Origin of the sequence: Leifsonia sp. NPDC056824, assembly GCF_042789575.1 — a bacterium.
Lineage (GTDB): Bacteria > Actinomycetota > Actinomycetes > Actinomycetales > Microbacteriaceae > Leifsonia.
In genome coordinates, this window is record NZ_JBHUAV010000001.1 from 975,030 (window position 1) to 990,002 (window position 14,973).

Consider the following 14,973-nt stretch of genomic DNA (forward strand, 5'->3'; position numbering starts at 1 on the left):
GCGCGGGACTCATGCTAACGGACCGCCGGTAGCGTTACCAGGCGAAGCATCCGCCGGTCAGCCGGCCGGTCGAAGGCGGAGGCCGTCCATTCCTCCGTCGACCGCGAGACCGACCCCGGTCGTCGATCCGGCGAGCGGGCCGCACAGATAGGCGACCGCCGCGGCGACCTCGTCGGGCGAGACGAGGCGGCCGTGCGGCTGTCTCGCCTCCAGCGCGCGGCGTTCGGCGGCCGGGTCGGCTGCACTGGAGAGCAGCCGCCCGATCCAGGGCGTGTCCGCGGTTCCCGGGCTCACGCAGTTGACGCGGATCCCCTCGGCCAGATGATCGGCGGCCATCGCGCGGGTGAGGGAGAGCACGGCCCCCTTCGACGCGCTGTACAACGCCCGCTGCGGGAGGCCGGCCGTCGCCACGACCGAGCACATGTTGACGATCGCCGCGCTCGTCGACCGCCGAAGGTACGGAAGGGCGGCGCGGGACACGCGCACCATCCCGAGGACGTTGATGTCGAACACCCGGTGCCACTCGTCGTCGCCGTTCGCCTCGATCGTGCCCTGAGCGCCGACCCCGGCATTGTTGACCACGATGTCGATGCCCCCGAGTTCGGCGGCGACGAGGTCGACGGCGGCGCGCACCGACTCATCGTCCGCGATATCGCACTCGACGGCGAGCCGGCCTTCGACCGGAGCGCCGAGGACGCGATCCAGGATGGCGACCCTCGCTCCACGCTCGCTCAAGAGTGCTGCTGTCGCCGCGCCGATTCCGGAGGCGCCCCCGGTGACGATCGCCTTGAGTCCATCGAGTTCCATCAGCCCAGCTCCCTCGTCCGCGTTCCGTATGCCGACTGCTCCAGCCCGCGGATGTAGCCGAGCGCGAAGATGCGCCCGAGCGTTCCGTAGGCCGGTCGGTCGTTCGTCTCCCCGAACATCGTCGGCACATGGTCAGGGCGCATCGGACCCGAGAATCCGATCTCGGCGTAGGCGCGCATGCACTCGGGCATGTCGTTCTGCCCTTCGTCGTGGAAGCATTCGCGGAAGTCCTCGACGGTGCCCTGGACATCCCGGAAGTGCACGAAGGCGATGTGATCGCCGCGTCCGAACTCCCGGATGAGCGCGGGGAGGTCGTCGGCCATCAGAGCGAAATTTCCCTGGCAGAACGTGATCGCGTTGCTCGCGGAGGGGCGCAGCGACAGCATCCGCCGATACGCCTCGGGCGACGACATGATGCGCGGGACGTTGCGGACCTCCGGTCGCGGAGGGTCGTCCGGGTGCATCCCCAAGCGGACGCCGGCCTCCTCGGCGACGGGGACCACGGCGTCCAGGAAGTACTGCAGCCCACCCCAGAGCTGCTCGGCTGTGATCTCACCCGGCTGGGCGAGGGGCTCGAGGCCGTCGAGATCGGCCGCCCGGAAGCCGGTGACGAGGGCGCCTCCTCGGCCTGGCAGGTCGATCGCGGTCCGCGCCCAACTGGAGATCGCCATCCAGTTGTAGCAGAGGGTCGGAATCCCGAGCCGCCCCATCGCCCGCACCTGGGTGAGGACGTTGTCGATCTGCTCGTCGCGCCCCGGCAGGCCGAGTCGGACCTTGTCGATCGGCGCCGTGTCCTCGAGAGCGACCAGGGTGAAACCGTAGTCCTCGAACACGCCCATGTCGTGCCGGATCGCGGCCTCGCTCCACGGCGAGTCGCCGCCGCGGGATGCCCCGAATCCAGCCGCGCCGACCGACGCGAACATCCGCTGGTCCTGTTCCGCGCCATTGAGGAGGCCGACGACCTCGTTCACACCGCATTGCTTGATCAGGCGCCACTCCGGCTCCGGTCGCGGAGACAGCAGTTCTGTCAGCTGGATCATCTGGCGCCTCCTCGGGCCGTGTCGCCGGGAATCGGAGCGGCGAGCCGTGCCAGCAAGCCGCCGTCGACGCGGATGTCGTCGCCGGTCACGAAGCCGGCGCGGGGGCTGGTGAGGAACGAGACGACCTGGCCGACCTCGGCTGCCGTCGCCACCCGCCCCAGCGGATGCGCGGTCCCCCACTCGGCGAGCACGCGCTCCACACCCTGCTGCGAGCCGTCCCCGAACAGCGCCGCCGAGGTCCGAAGCATGGGAGTGTCCACCGACCCGGGGCTGACACTGTTGACGCGCACCCCGTACTGCGCCTCGTCCACGGCCATCGCGCGCGCGAGCGCGAGCAGCGCTCCCTTGCTGGCGGTGTAGGCGGCCACCCCGTTCTGCGTCGCCGTCGCCTGGACGGAGGCGACGATCGCGACACTGCCCGCCCCGCTGCGCCGAAGGTGCGGCAGCGCGCACTGCGCCGCGAGGAAGACGCCCTTGACGTTGACGTCGAACACCTCGTCCCAGGTGGCCTCGGAGGTGGACGCCACGTCGCCGTAGCGCTGGATGCCCGCCGATGTCACGAGCGTGTCCAAACGTCCGAACGCCGCGAGCGCGGCCTCGACGGCGAGAGAACTCGTCTCCCGCTCGTCGATGCGCCCGCAGAGCGCGGTCGCCCGGCCGCCGCGCTCCTCGATCTCGCGGGCCGTCTCCCACGCCGGCCCCTCGGTCTCCCCGTGCACGACGACCGCGGAGCCCTGGCGAGCCAGCTCGAGGGCTACGCCTCGCCCGATTCCCTGCGACCCGCCCGTGACCAGCGCCACGCGCCCCTCATGCTCGCCCATCGTCCATCCCGTCTTCGAGGCTGATGCTCATCGTGAGCGTGACATCCGCGCCCGGATCGAGGCGCAGCGTGCTGCGCCGCCCCGGCCCGCTCGTCGTCGTGCTCGCCGGCTCGATCGCGACGACCCGTGCACGCTGGTACCAGGGGAACGTCGCGGTCGCGTTCAGCTCCTGCCAGAACCAGGCGTACGGGAGGCGCTCGCCGTCCCAGGCGACGTGGGCGGCGAGACCGAGGTCGCGGTTGACGATCGAGGCGCGGTGCTCGCTGAAATCGTGGAGCCACCCGAAGACGCTTCCCGCGCTCCGGTCCGTGGACCCGGGATCGCTCGTGAAGCGCCGGGCGCCGGTCTCGATCCGCACGTCGCCGCTGAGGAACTCCCCGCCGAAGGCCGGATGCTGCACGTAGTCCACGTCGAGCCCGGCACCGCTGCGATTCAGGAGCCTGTCCTCGACGGTCGCCGTCGCGCCGGCGAGCCGCACCGTGCGCTCGATCCTCACGGGCACGGAGAAGAGGTCCACATGCAGGGTTGCCGCGTCGGCCGAGACCGAGTCGACCTCCCACGGCACGACGGACGCCTCGCCATGGAACGGCACGGGTGCACCGCACACGGAACGCGCCGGGCCGGCGTTGGGGAAGAGCGTCTGCCACCCTCCGCGGTAGTGCTCCAGCCAGACCGCGTCGGGGTCGAGGCTCGCGGGAGTCCGTCCGGCGCAGACGGCATCGGCGTGCTCGCGCCACGGTGTCCGGAAGAGGACGTCCACCCCCGTCGGCCGGTGGACCAGGGACAGGATGTCCGCGCCACGGTCGGGATCGATCGTCACAGCGATGTCGGCGGAGCCGAGTTCCAGAGTCGCCATCGTCAGCCCGCGAATGAACGGACGGGAACGCCGCGGGCGCTCGTACTCACCGCGAACACCGAGCCGGCGAGGGGCTGCTCGGCGAGCTCGGCCTCGGAGAGCTCCGCGGACGCAGACGTGATGAAGAGCGTGCCGTCCGTGCCGAAGCAGCAGCTGGAGGGCTTCTCCACCGGCATCGCCACCCTGGCCAGCAGTTCGCCGCGCGGCGAGTAGCGTCGCACCTCGGAGCCGCCCCAGACCGCGATCCAGAGGCAGCCGTCGAGGTCGACGCACATCCCGTCCGGGAGGCCGCCCTCGACCGCGAACGCCTGATCGAACGCGCCGACCCAGCCGTCGTCCGCCCGGAACTCTGCCGCGAGGACGGTGTGCTCGACCGAGTCGATCAGGTACATGGTCGTGTCGTCGGGGCTCCAGCCCATCCCGTTCGGGAGGGTGAACCCGGAGTCGACCACAGCGCTCCGGCCGCCGTCCCACCGGTGCAGGGCCCCGCCGCCTGGCGCGAAGTCGACGTGGGTGCTTCCCGCCCACAACCGCCCCTTCGAGTCGCACGCGGCGTCGTTCATCCGACGCGACGCCTCGGGCAGCGCGCGATCGACCAGCACGAGCCCGTCGTCGGCGAACAGGCCGAAGCCGTCGGACACCGCGACCGCGAAACCTTCCCGCTCGGCACGCGGCACGGCAGCGCCGAGCATCGTCGGCATCCGGGACGCGGCGTCCTCCCCGGTCGAGAGGTCGCTCTGGAAGAGGGCTCCCTCGACGATGTCCACCCAGCACAGCCGACCGGTCCGCGGGTCCAGCACCGGCCCCTCGCCGACGGTGGAGCGCGCCCGGACGACCACCTCGGGCTCCGACAGGATGATCACCGGCCGCCCTATCGCCCGGCGGGCGGCACGGGCGCCAGCACGCGCTGGCGCTGCGACCCGAGACCGTCGATGCCGAGCTCCATGACGTCCTCCGGCTGAAGCCAGATCGGCGGCTCGAATCCCATCCCGACACCAGGAGGAGTGCCCGTATTGATGAGGTCGCCCGGCTCCAGCACGAGGAACTGGCTGAGGTAGTGGACGATGACATAGGGGTCGAAGACCATCGTCGATGTCGAACCGGTCTGACGCCGGACACCGTTGACGTCGAGCCACATCCCCAGCGACATGACGTCGTCGAGCTCGTCGGGGGTCGCGAGCCACGGGCCGGCGGGATTGAACGTCGCGCAGGACTTGCCTTTGGACCACTGGCCGCCGCGATCCAGCTGGAACGCCCGCTCGCTGACGTCGTTGACGAGGGTGAAGCCGGCGATCGCGCCGCGAGCCTCCTCCACGGAGTCGAGGTAGCTGGTCCGTCTGCCGATGACGATTCCGAGCTCGACCTCCCAGTCGGGTTTCGTCGACCCGCGCGGGATCTGCACATCGTCGTTCGGACCGACCAGCGTGTTGGGCGACTTGGTGAAGAGGATGGGCTCGTCCGGCACGGCCTGTCCGGTCTCCGCGGCGTGATCCCGGTAGTTGAGCCCGATGCACAGGATCTGGTGCGGCCGGGACATCGGCGCCCCGATCCGCTCACCCGCGAACCGCGCGGTCTCCCCACGCTCGACCCGATCGGCCACGATCGGCTCGAGGCGCTCCAGGCCGCCGCCCCCGAAGAACCGTTCGTCGAAGTCCGCGACGACGTCCGAGACATCCACGTAGGACTCGTCGTCGATCCGGACGACGGGCTTCTCCGAGCCTGCGTCTCCGATGCGCATCAGGTACATGGGTGCTCTCCATCGAGTTCGGGCCGAAAGGATCGGCGGGACGGCGCGCGCGGTGGTAGCATCCGACGTGGTAACGATACCAACAATTGATCGGAGAAACAATGAGGTTACGACGACGTACCCGTTTCGGTAGCGCGGCAGCCCTCGCTGTCGGCGTCGCGCTGGCGTGCTCTGCCGCCCCGCTCGCCGCTTCGGCGGCGCAGGACGGGTCCACCGGTGGCGCCCCCGCCGCCACAGCGGCCGCCCCGGCGCAGGAGACGATCACCACCAGCGCCTCCGTCGACACGTCCCTGACGAACACGTTCGAGACGTACGGCGACTCGGGCAAGGGGTGGACGGGAGCGGACTCCGCATACAGCGTGAAGCTGCCCGGCGGAAAGGTGGCGTGGCTCTACTCGGACACGTTCCTCGGCACCGTGAACGCCGACCACTCGCGCTCGACGAGCGCCCCTTTCATCCACAACTCGATCGTCGTGGACGACCACGGCACGATGACCACCTACGCGGGAGGCACCACTGCCGCCCCGTCGTCCCTGGTCCGAGTGCCGGGCGGAGACGAGAACAGCGACTGGTACTGGTTCGGCGACGGCACCGTCGAGGGGTCCCACCTCCAGGTCTCGCTGCTCGAGTTCAAGAAGACCGGTGACCAGGCGTTCGACTTCGCCTTCGTGCGCACGGCGATCGCCTCCTTCGACCTCTCCACCATGAAGCTCGAGAGCATCACCCAGCGCCCCGCGGGCCTGGTGGAGTGGGGTTCCGCGATCTACGAAGACCACGGCTACACGTATGTCTACGGAGTGGAAGACCTCGGTGCGGTCAAGTACATGCATCTGGCTCGCGTGCGGACGGAGCACCTCACCAGCGACGACTGGCAGTACTACGGGGCGACCGGTTGGACATCGGACGAGTCCGCATCCACCCGGATCATGGGCGGCGTCGCGAACGAGTTCAGCGTGACGCGCTTCCAGGGCAAGTACACCCTCGTCACCAGCGACGCGACGGAGCCGCTGAGCACCAAGATCGTCATGTACCGCAGCGACTCCCTCACGGGCCCGTTCACGGGCAAGACGCTGCTCTACTCGACCCCGGAGACCTCCGGAAACGTCTTCACCTACAACGCGAAGGCCCATCCGGAACTCGGCACCGACAACCGGCTGGTCGTCACGTACAACGTGAACAGCTTCGACACCGCCGATGTTTACAAGAACGTCGACAACTACCGTCCGCGCTACGTCGACGTCGACGTCACCAGCACGGATCCGGCGGCCGCTCGCAACTGAGGTCGCGGGGGCGGGACATCGTTCGGGTCGATGCCCCGCCCCTCGGCACTCCCATTGCCACCCCTCCACCCCCCTTGCTACCATCGGCACCGATCTGGGGGAGACCGCAGGAGGTACCCCTCATGTCTGTCCTCATCGCAACCCGGTTCACCGGCGACACGGCGGCGTTCACGACGTCGCTCACGGAGCGCGCGGGCGAGTATCGGGAGATCGCGGATCGCGCCAAGGCGGCCGGTGCGTTGCACCATCAGTTCGCCGTCGGTGACGGCTTCGTCGTCATCATGGACGAGTGGGAGACGCAGGACGCGTTCCGCGCGTTCTTCGCCGACCCGGAGCTCCAGGGTTTCATCGCGTCCGTCGGGGGCGACGCGAGCACGCCGCCGCAGGTGCTCGCCGGGGAGAAGATCGACTCGCCCGATAAGTTCTAGGGTTCCTGCGCGGCGGAACGCGCATATCTTGCCGGAAGCGAAAGATCGCGGGATCTTTCGACGCTCAACCGCGCCAAGAACACGCGTTCGCCCGTTACGGTCGCAGTGCGGGCGACCTCCGCAGCCGACGAACAGACGCGTTCATCCGACGCGGAAGGGCCCTGAGTACCGAGCGTGACCACCTTCAACACCGACCACCCGCACGCCTTCGAGTCCCACCGCGCGGCATGGGTCGCACGGGAGGTGCAGGCCGAGCAGCTCATCCCGCTCATCGGGCGCCTCTACCGCGACCACGGCGTCGTCACCTCGATCCACGGCCACCGGCTCATCAACCTGTCCGCCACCGGCGTCATCTCGGTGCACGACCGCGCCCGCGAGCTCGGGCACGAGGAGCTGACGCTGCAGGAGACGGCGACGGTGCTCACTGCCCTGCTCGGGATCGCGCCGTCGCCGGCCTCCATCGACGTCGCGCGGCTCGCCATGTCGGTGCGGGGTCTGGACGACGCCGACGTGGAGGCACGGGTGCGGGCCGAGCTCGACAACGCGCACTCCACCTACGCGGCGGGGCCGACCGACGTGGTGCTCTACGGCTTCGGCCGTATCGGGCGGCTGCTCGCGCGCATCCTCATCAACCACGCCGGCAACGGGAACGGGCTGCGCCTGCGGGCGATCGTGGTGCGCCGCGGGTCGGACAACGACCTCGACAAGCGCGCCAGCCTCCTCGCCCGCGACTCGGTGCACGGGCCGTTCCCCGGTTCGGTCACCGTCGACGCCGAGAACGACGTCCTCGTGGCCAACGGCACCCGCATCCAGGTCATCTACTCGGACGACCCGACGAACGTCGACTACGCCGCCTACGGCATCCGCGACGCAATCGTGGTCGACAACACCGGTCGCTGGCGGGACGAGGCCGGGCTCGCGCAGCACCTGGTCAGCCCCGGCGTGGCGCGGGTGCTGCTGACGGCGCCGGGCAAGTCGCCGCTCAAGAACATCGTGCACGGCATCAACGACGACACCATCACCGACGACGACCGCATCGTCTCGGCGGCCTCCTGCACCACCAACGCGATCACCCCGGTGCTCAAGGCACTGGAGGACGCGTACGGCATCGTGCGCGGGCACGTCGAGACGGTCCACTCGTTCACGAACGACCAGAACCTCACCGACAACTTCCACAAGGGCGACCGGCGCGGCAGGTCGGCGGTGCTCAACATGGTGATCACCGAGACCGGGGCGGCGAAGGCTGTGGCCAAGGCGCTGCCGTCGCTCGCGGGCAAGCTCACCGGCTCCAGCATCCGCGTCCCCACGCCGGACGTCTCCCTCGCGATCCTCAACCTGACGCTGGAGCGGCCGGCGACGAAGGACCAGGTCAACGACTACCTGCGCCGGGTGTCGCTGCACTCGCAGCTGCGGCAGCAGATCGACTACGTGGAGTCCCCGGAGGTCGTCTCCAGCGACTTCGTCGGCTCGCACCGCGCCGGCATCGTGGACGGCCTCGCCACCATCGCCGACGGGACCAACCTCGTGCTGTACGTCTGGTACGACAACGAATACGGCTACTCCTGCCAGGTCGTGCGGGTGCTGGAGCGGATGGCGGGGACGCATCCCGCGGTCGTCCCGCCGCGCGCGGAGGTGCGGTTGCTGGAGGGGGCGACTACCGTTCAAGGGTGAGCACCCCCGAGAACGCAGCCGAGACCGAAGCCGACACGACGAGCACCGGCGACCCCGCCGAGACGGAGGCCTCCCTCACCTTCGCGGACCTGGGCCTCGACGCCCACGTCCTGAAGGCCGTGAAGGAGCTCGGCTACGAGACGCCGTCCGCCATCCAGGCGGCGACCATCCCGCTGCTGCTGGAGGGCCGCGACGTCGTCGGGCTCGCCCAGACCGGCACCGGAAAGACGGCGGCGTTCGCCCTCCCGATCCTGTCCCGGCTCGAGCTGTCGCAGAAGACGCCGCAGGCGCTCGTGCTCGCGCCCACCCGCGAGCTCGCCCTGCAGGTCGCGGAGGCGTTCGAGAGCTACGCGGCGCACATGCGCGGCGTCCACCTGCTGCCGGTGTACGGCGGGCAGGGCTACGGCGTGCAGCTCTCGGCGCTGCGGCGCGGCGTCCACATCGTGGTCGGCACGCCCGGCCGGATCATGGACCACCTCGACAAGGGGACGCTCGACCTCTCGGAGCTCCGCTACCTCGTGCTCGACGAGGCGGACGAGATGCTGAAGATGGGGTTCGCGGAGGACGTGGAGACGATCCTCGCCGACACCCCGGACGACAAGCAGGTCGCGCTGTTCTCGGCGACGATGCCCGCCTCGATCCGTCGCATCTCCCAGAAGTACCTCCACGACCCGGAGGAGATCACGGTCAAGACGAAGACCTCGACCTCCCCCAACATCACCCAGCGCTACCTCGTCGTCTCGTACCCGCAGAAGGTGGACGCGCTCACCCGCATCCTCGAGGTCGAGAACTTCGAGGGGATGATCGTCTTCGTCCGCACCAAGAACGAGACCGAGACACTGGCCGAGCGGCTGCGCGCCCGCGGCTACTCGGCGGCCGCGATCAACGGCGACGTGGCGCAGGCCCAGCGCGAGCGGACGGTCGAGCAGCTCAAGTCGGGCAAGCTCGACATCCTGGTCGCCACCGACGTCGCGGCGCGCGGCCTCGACGTCGAGCGGATCAGCCACGTCGTCAACTTCGACATCCCGGTCGACACCGAGTCGTACGTGCACCGGATCGGCCGCACGGGCCGCGCGGGACGCAGCGGCGCGGCGATCAGCTTCGTCACCCCGCGCGAGCGGCGCCTGCTGACGGCCATCGAGAAGGCGACCCGCCAGCCGCTCACGCAGATGCAGCTGCCGAGCGTGGACGACATCAACGTCACCCGGCTCGCCCGCTTCGACGACGCGATCACCGCGGCGCTGGCGCAGGTCGAGCGGGTCACGCGGTTCCGCGACATCATCGGCCACTACGTCGAGCACCACGACGTGCCGGAGGCGGACGTCGCGGCGGCGCTCGCGGTCGTGGCGCAGGGCGACGAGCCGCTGCTGCTGAATTCGGACGACGCGCTTGCGCGGAGCGTGGAGCGGGACGGGCGCGACACCCGCTCCGCCGGACGCGACGACCGCGGCGGGCGCGGTGAGCGGGGTGAGCGTGGTCCGCGTCGCGAGCGCAGCGACAAGCCGATGGCGGCCTACCGCATCGAGGTCGGCAAGCGGCAGAAGGTGGAGCCGCGCCAGATCGTCGGAGCACTCGCCAACGAGGGCGGCCTGAGCCGGGAGGACTTCGGCCACATCAAGATCATGCCCGACTTCTCCCTGGTGGAGCTGCCGGCCGACCTCCCCGGCGACACGCTGTCCCGGCTGTCGGGGACCCGGATCAGCGGCAAGCTGATCGAGATCCGGCCGGACAACGGGCCGGGGGCGCGGCGGCAGCGCGGAGAGTGGGAGGAGCGGCGGCCGCGGGAGCAGCGGCGCGGGCGGGATGACCGGCCGGCACGGAGCGACCGCTACGACCGGCCGGCGCGCGACGAGCGCCCGCCCCGCAAGCCGCGGCACAGCTAGGCGTAGTTGTCTGGCACGTCCGTGGGCGGAAGTGGCGACGGCTCGCCACAAAGCAATCCAAAGGGTATAAAGGATCTAAATAATCTAAACGGATCCTAAGGACAGTCCATGCGAAACCCCTTCAAGCCGACCGCCGGCGCGATGCCGCCGCTGCTCGTCGGCCGTGGCGACGCGTTGGACTCGTTCGAGGAGGGCATCGAGGACGGCCCAGGGTCGCCCGGGCTGCTGACGATCTTCACCGGGGCCCGCGGCGTCGGCAAGACCGTGATGCTGTCGGCCGCCGAGGACCTCGCCAAGGAGCACGGCTGGGTCACCATCAGCGACACGGCGACGCCGGGGCTGATGGCGAGGCTCGGCACGGCGATGAAGCAGCACCTCGAGAGGCTCGGCGACGGCCCGACGCGCTCGCGCGTCACCGCGATCTCCGTGGCGGGCTGGGGCGTCACACGCCAGCTCCCTCCGGAGAAGCAGGTCGAGTGGCGGCAGATCGCGACCGAGCTGTTGGACATCCTGTCCGGTCATGAGACTGGGCTCCTGATCACGGTCGACGAGATCCACGCGGTGGATCGCGACGAGCTCACCCAGCTGGCCGCGGCGATTCAGCACCTCATCCGCGAGGAGCAGCCGATCGCGCTGCTGATGGCGGGCATCCCGAAAGCGGTGTCCGACCTCCTGAACGAGGACGTCTCGACGTTCCTGCGGCGCGCTGAGCGGGTAGACCTGCGCGACGTGCCGATCGCCGACGTCCGCAATGCGCTCGAAGAGACCTTCTCGGCAAGCGGCATGAGCATCAGCCGTGAGCAGCTCACGCGCGCAGCGCAGTCGACGGGCGGCTACCCCTTCCTCATCCAGCTCGTCGGCTACCAGGTCTGGCGACTCGCGAACCGCCGAACTGATCGCACAGTCACCGACGAGGCCATGACGGAAGCCCTCGACGCCGCCCGGCGACGGCTCGGCAGCACGGTCATCGCGGCCGCCGTGAACGGGCTCTCCGACGTGGATAAGACCTTCCTGGTCATGATGGCCGACGACAACGGCCCGAGCCGAACGTCCGAGATCGCTTCGCGCCTGGGACAGACCACCAAGTACGCCGGCGTGTATCGCAAGCGTCTGATCGACGCTGCGATGATCCAAGCAACCGGTACCGGGCTGGTCGACTTCACCGTCCCGTTCATGAGGGAGTGGCTGCGCGAGCACGCCGCGTCGATGCATCGACCCGCTCGGCTCTGAACGGCGTCACCTCCCCGGCATCCACCCCGATTGCGCCAGCCACGCGCTCAGGTCCAGCAGCTCCGGGTCGAGCTCGCGCGTCGTCGCGAAATCGGCCTGGTACGCCGGCGTCTCCGCGAACCACCGGAACATCTGCGCCATGTCCCCGAACGACGCGACAGCTTCCAGCGGCAGCGCTTCATAGCGCGCGGGCAGCCCGGCGTGGCGTCCGATCGCCTCGGCGATGGCGTCTCCGGTGAGGCGGTCGCCCGCGATCTCCAGGCTCGACCCCTCCACCGGCGTCCCGCCGAGGAGGACCGCGGCGGCGACCCGCCCGATGTCGCGCACCGCGACCATCTCCAGCGGGACCTGCGCGGGCAGCGCCATCCGGACGACCACCTGGCCGTCCTCGACGCTGACCGACCGCGCCGCGAGGTTGTCCATGAAGAACACGGGCCGGATGATCGTGCGGTGCAGGCCGAGCGCGTCCAGGTGCTCCTCGACCCGGCGTTTGCTTTCGAAGTGCGGGATGCCCGTCCGCCGCTCCGCGCCGCCGACCGAGCTGTAGACGTAGTGCGGCACCCCGGCGCGGGCGGCCGCGTCGACCGCGGCGATCCCGGAGGTCGTCTCGTGCTCGATGCCCCCGCGCGGTGTGGTCATCGCGAAGGCGCCGGCGACGCCCGCGAACAGGCGGTCGAGGGAGGCCGGGTCGTCCAGGTCGCCGGCCGAGAGCTCGACGCCGCGCTCGGCGAGGCGCCGGGCAGCGGGCGCGTCGGGGTCGCGCACGAGCGCACGGACGCGAGCGCCACGCTCCAGGAGCGCGTCGACCACGGAGCCGCCCTGCTTGCCCGTGGCGCCGATCACCGCGAACGGGCCAGGGCCGGTCGAGCGCGCGTCAGTGTCCATGGTGTCCTCCTCCACGGCTCCGCTCATCGGGGCGTCACCGCGAACGTAGACCCCGGTCGGCCGATGCGGAACACCCGGAGCGCGGCCCGCGCCTGGTCACCTGTGCGCGTTGTCCTCCACGATGTGCCGCACGGCGCCGACGACGAGGTGCAGCATCCCGCCGAGCACCCCGAGCACACCGAGCCGGTTGCCCCAGGCGAAGACGTTCGCGGCTCCGGCGGCGTCGGTCCCGCGGATGGCGAAGCCGACGAAGTAGAGGACGACCGCGCTGATCAGCGCGACGACGTAGATGGTCACGAGGACGGTGATCGCGAGGTTCGGCGTCCGTCGGATCTTCGGCCTGCGCTCATCGGAGGACATGGCCGGATGGTAGCGACGGTGTGGAGGCGGTGGCTAGGACCGTCCCGGCGTCCCGAAACCCTCGGGGGCTACGATGACCGGCATCCGCCCGCCGAAAGGAGACCCCCTGTGCCCGTCCTCACCGACACCTTCGCCCTGTCCAACGGCGTCGAGATCCCGCAAGTCGGGTTCGGCACCTGGCAGATCCCAGACGGCCCGCTCACCTACGACTCGGTGCGCACGGCGCTCGACGCCGGCTACCGGCACATCGACACGGCGCGCGCCTACGGCAACGAGGCGAGCGTCGGGCGGGCGGTGCGCGACAGCGGCCTCCCGCGCGAAGACATCTTCATCACGACCAAGTGCCCGGCCGAGGTGAAGGACGCCGCGGGCGCGCGCCACGCGTTCGAGCGGTCGTCCGAGCTCCTGGACGTCGGGCCGATCGACCTCTACCTCATCCACGCGCCGTGGCCCTGGAACCACCAGGGCAGCGACCACCGCGCAGGGAACATCGAGGTGTGGAAGGTGTTCGAGGAGCTGTACGACGCCGGCCGGACTCGGTCCATCGGGGTGAGCAACTTCGTCGTCGCCGACCTGGAGTCGCTCATCGGCGGGACCAGTGTGGTGCCGCATGTCGACCAGATCCGCTGGTTCGTCGGGCACACGCAGCCCGAGACGACGGCCTATTGCCAGGAGCGCGGCATCCTCGTCGAGGGCTACTCTCCGCTCGCGACCGGGCGGCTGATCGGGGATGAGGACATCGCGCTGATCGCGGAGAAGTACGGCAAGACCGGCGCGCAGGTCAGCCTCCGCTACCTGCTGCAGAAGGACGTCCTCCCGCTGCCGAAGTCCACGACGCCGCACCGCATCGCGGAGAACGCCGAGCTGGACTTCGAGCTGAGCGCGGAGGATGTGGCCACGCTGGACGCACTCACCCCCCGCGGCCACTGACCGCAGTTCAGCCGAGGGGCACGTTGTTGTCGCTTGGGACGCCCGGAAGTGACAACGACGTGCCCTTCGAAGGCTCGGGGGTGAGGGAGGTGGGCTCGGCGGCGGCGGGCGCGGGCTCGGGCGCCGTGGGGTCGGCGCGCACCAGCGCGATCCCGCCGAGGATGAGCAGCCCGCCCACCAACTGCAGCGCGTTGAGCGACTCCCCGAGCAGCAGCCACGCGTAGAACGTCGCCGCCACGACCTCCAGCAGCCCGGCGAACGAGCCCAGCCGGGAGCCCAGCATGTTCGCGGCGGTGATGCCCGACGCGTAGGCCAGCGCGGTCGCGAGGACGCCGACCACGGCCAGCGGAACCCACCACGGTGCGGGGCCGCCGAAGAGCTGCACGTCGCGGGTGCTCACGACGAACGGGAGCAGGCCGGTCGCGCTCACCGCTGCCAGCGCGACGCCGCCGGTGAGCAGCCCGCCCGCGGCGAGAGCGACAGGCGGGAGGCCGTCGGACGGGCGCGCGGCGATGATGTAGTAGCCGGCGCAGCCGAGCATCGCGGTCACCGCGAGCGCGATGCCGACGAGGTCGAGCGGCTTCCCGCCGCCGGGCGACACGACGAGCAGCAGTCCGGCGATCGCGACGGCCGAGCCGGCGAGGACCACGGCCTTCGGCGCGCGGCGGGTGCGCGCCCACACGAACAGCACCAGCACCACCGGCGCCAGGTACTCGATCAGGATGGCCGTGCCGACCGGGATGCGCTCGATCGCGGCGAAGTAGAGCACCTGCGTCCCTGCCACGCCGACCAGGGCCATCCCGAGCAGGCGCCAGCGTCCCCGCCAGAGCGCGGCCCAGCGGCCCCGGAGGGCGAGGATCGCGAACGGCGCCAGCACGACGCCGCCGATCAGCACGCGCGCGGTGACCGCGGCGGCCGGCGACCAGCCGCTCTCCAGCAGCGGCTTGATGAACGCGCCGGACAGACCGAACGACGCGGCGGCGACGACCGCGACGACGAGGCCCTTGGACGTCTGGTTGTGTGCCATCGGAGGCC

Annotated in this window: 15 protein-coding genes; 6 read left to right on the forward strand and 9 right to left on the reverse strand. The window is 70.5% G+C overall.

The window, feature by feature from the left end; all coding sequences use genetic code 11:
* Positions 1-57: 57 nt before the first annotated feature.
* The 6 genes from ACFRFH_RS04780 to ACFRFH_RS04805 are packed head-to-tail and all read right to left on the reverse strand — an operon-like array spanning position 58 to position 5,271.
* Positions 58-807: an SDR family NAD(P)-dependent oxidoreductase gene (locus ACFRFH_RS04780; protein ID WP_382461863.1), complete on the reverse strand. Its 750-nt coding sequence runs from the start codon at positions 805-807 to the stop codon at positions 58-60.
* Complete coding sequence (locus ACFRFH_RS04785; protein WP_382461864.1) at positions 807-1,847, reverse strand: mannonate dehydratase; 1,041 nt, start codon at positions 1,845-1,847, stop codon at positions 807-809. Before ACFRFH_RS04785 ends, ACFRFH_RS04780 begins: the two co-directional genes overlap by 1 nt.
* The gene (locus ACFRFH_RS04790) at positions 1,844-2,668 is read right to left on the reverse strand and encodes an SDR family NAD(P)-dependent oxidoreductase (RefSeq protein ID WP_382461865.1); all 825 of its coding nucleotides are present in this window, start codon (positions 2,666-2,668) and stop codon (positions 1,844-1,846) included. The genes ACFRFH_RS04785 and ACFRFH_RS04790 overlap by 4 nt, the downstream gene beginning before the upstream one ends.
* Positions 2,655-3,524: a hypothetical protein gene (locus tag ACFRFH_RS04795; protein WP_382461866.1), complete on the reverse strand. Its 870-nt coding sequence runs from the start codon at positions 3,522-3,524 to the stop codon at positions 2,655-2,657. Before ACFRFH_RS04795 ends, ACFRFH_RS04790 begins: the two co-directional genes overlap by 14 nt.
* A 2-nt stretch (positions 3,525-3,526) precedes the next feature.
* Positions 3,527-4,387, reverse strand: a complete 861-nt coding sequence (locus tag ACFRFH_RS04800) for an SMP-30/gluconolactonase/LRE family protein (RefSeq protein ID WP_382461867.1) — start codon at positions 4,385-4,387, stop codon at positions 3,527-3,529.
* A gap of 8 nt (positions 4,388-4,395) precedes the next feature.
* On the reverse strand, positions 4,396-5,271 hold the full coding sequence (locus ACFRFH_RS04805) for a fumarylacetoacetate hydrolase family protein (protein WP_382461868.1): 876 nt from the start codon (positions 5,269-5,271) through the stop codon (positions 4,396-4,398).
* Between the two features lie 101 nt (positions 5,272-5,372).
* Here ACFRFH_RS04805 and ACFRFH_RS04810 point away from each other — a divergent pair, with 101 nt between their 5' ends.
* The 5 genes from ACFRFH_RS04810 to ACFRFH_RS04830 all read left to right on the forward strand — a co-directional run bounded on the left by ACFRFH_RS04810 (position 5,373) and on the right by ACFRFH_RS04830 (position 11,763).
* On the forward strand, positions 5,373-6,551 hold the full coding sequence (locus ACFRFH_RS04810) for a DUF4185 domain-containing protein (RefSeq protein ID WP_382461869.1): 1,179 nt from the start codon (positions 5,373-5,375) through the stop codon (positions 6,549-6,551).
* A 122-nt stretch (positions 6,552-6,673) separates the two neighbouring features.
* Positions 6,674-6,979 (forward strand): hypothetical protein, encoded by a 306-nt coding sequence (locus ACFRFH_RS04815; protein ID WP_382461870.1) that lies wholly within the window; start codon positions 6,674-6,676, stop codon positions 6,977-6,979.
* A gap of 174 nt (positions 6,980-7,153) precedes the next feature.
* A complete protein-coding gene (locus ACFRFH_RS04820; protein WP_382461871.1) occupies positions 7,154-8,650 on the forward strand; it encodes a glyceraldehyde-3-phosphate dehydrogenase in 1,497 nt (498 codons plus the stop codon).
* Entirely contained in the window at positions 8,647-10,533 is a 1,887-nt protein-coding gene (locus ACFRFH_RS04825; protein ID WP_382461872.1) for a DEAD/DEAH box helicase, read from the forward strand. The genes ACFRFH_RS04820 and ACFRFH_RS04825 overlap by 4 nt, the downstream gene beginning before the upstream one ends.
* A gap of 108 nt (positions 10,534-10,641) precedes the next feature.
* Complete coding sequence (locus ACFRFH_RS04830) at positions 10,642-11,763, forward strand: AAA family ATPase (protein WP_382461873.1); 1,122 nt, start codon at positions 10,642-10,644, stop codon at positions 11,761-11,763.
* 6 nt (positions 11,764-11,769) lie between these two features.
* Here ACFRFH_RS04830 and ACFRFH_RS04835 read toward each other — a convergent pair whose 3' ends face one another.
* Positions 11,770-12,648: an NmrA/HSCARG family protein gene (locus ACFRFH_RS04835; RefSeq protein WP_382461874.1), complete on the reverse strand. Its 879-nt coding sequence runs from the start codon at positions 12,646-12,648 to the stop codon at positions 11,770-11,772.
* A gap of 96 nt (positions 12,649-12,744) precedes the next feature.
* Complete coding sequence (locus ACFRFH_RS04840; protein WP_382461875.1) at positions 12,745-13,008, reverse strand: hypothetical protein; 264 nt, start codon at positions 13,006-13,008, stop codon at positions 12,745-12,747.
* 108 nt (positions 13,009-13,116) lie between these two features.
* On the opposite strand from ACFRFH_RS04840, the gene ACFRFH_RS04845 reads away from it, so the two are divergent.
* On the forward strand, positions 13,117-13,938 hold the full coding sequence (locus ACFRFH_RS04845; protein WP_382461876.1) for an aldo/keto reductase: 822 nt from the start codon (positions 13,117-13,119) through the stop codon (positions 13,936-13,938).
* A 7-nt stretch (positions 13,939-13,945) separates the two neighbouring features.
* On the opposite strand, the gene ACFRFH_RS04850 is transcribed toward ACFRFH_RS04845, so the two are convergent.
* Positions 13,946-14,965 (reverse strand): DMT family transporter, encoded by a 1,020-nt coding sequence (locus tag ACFRFH_RS04850; protein WP_382461877.1) that lies wholly within the window; start codon positions 14,963-14,965, stop codon positions 13,946-13,948.
* Between the last annotated feature and the right edge of the window lie 8 nt (positions 14,966-14,973).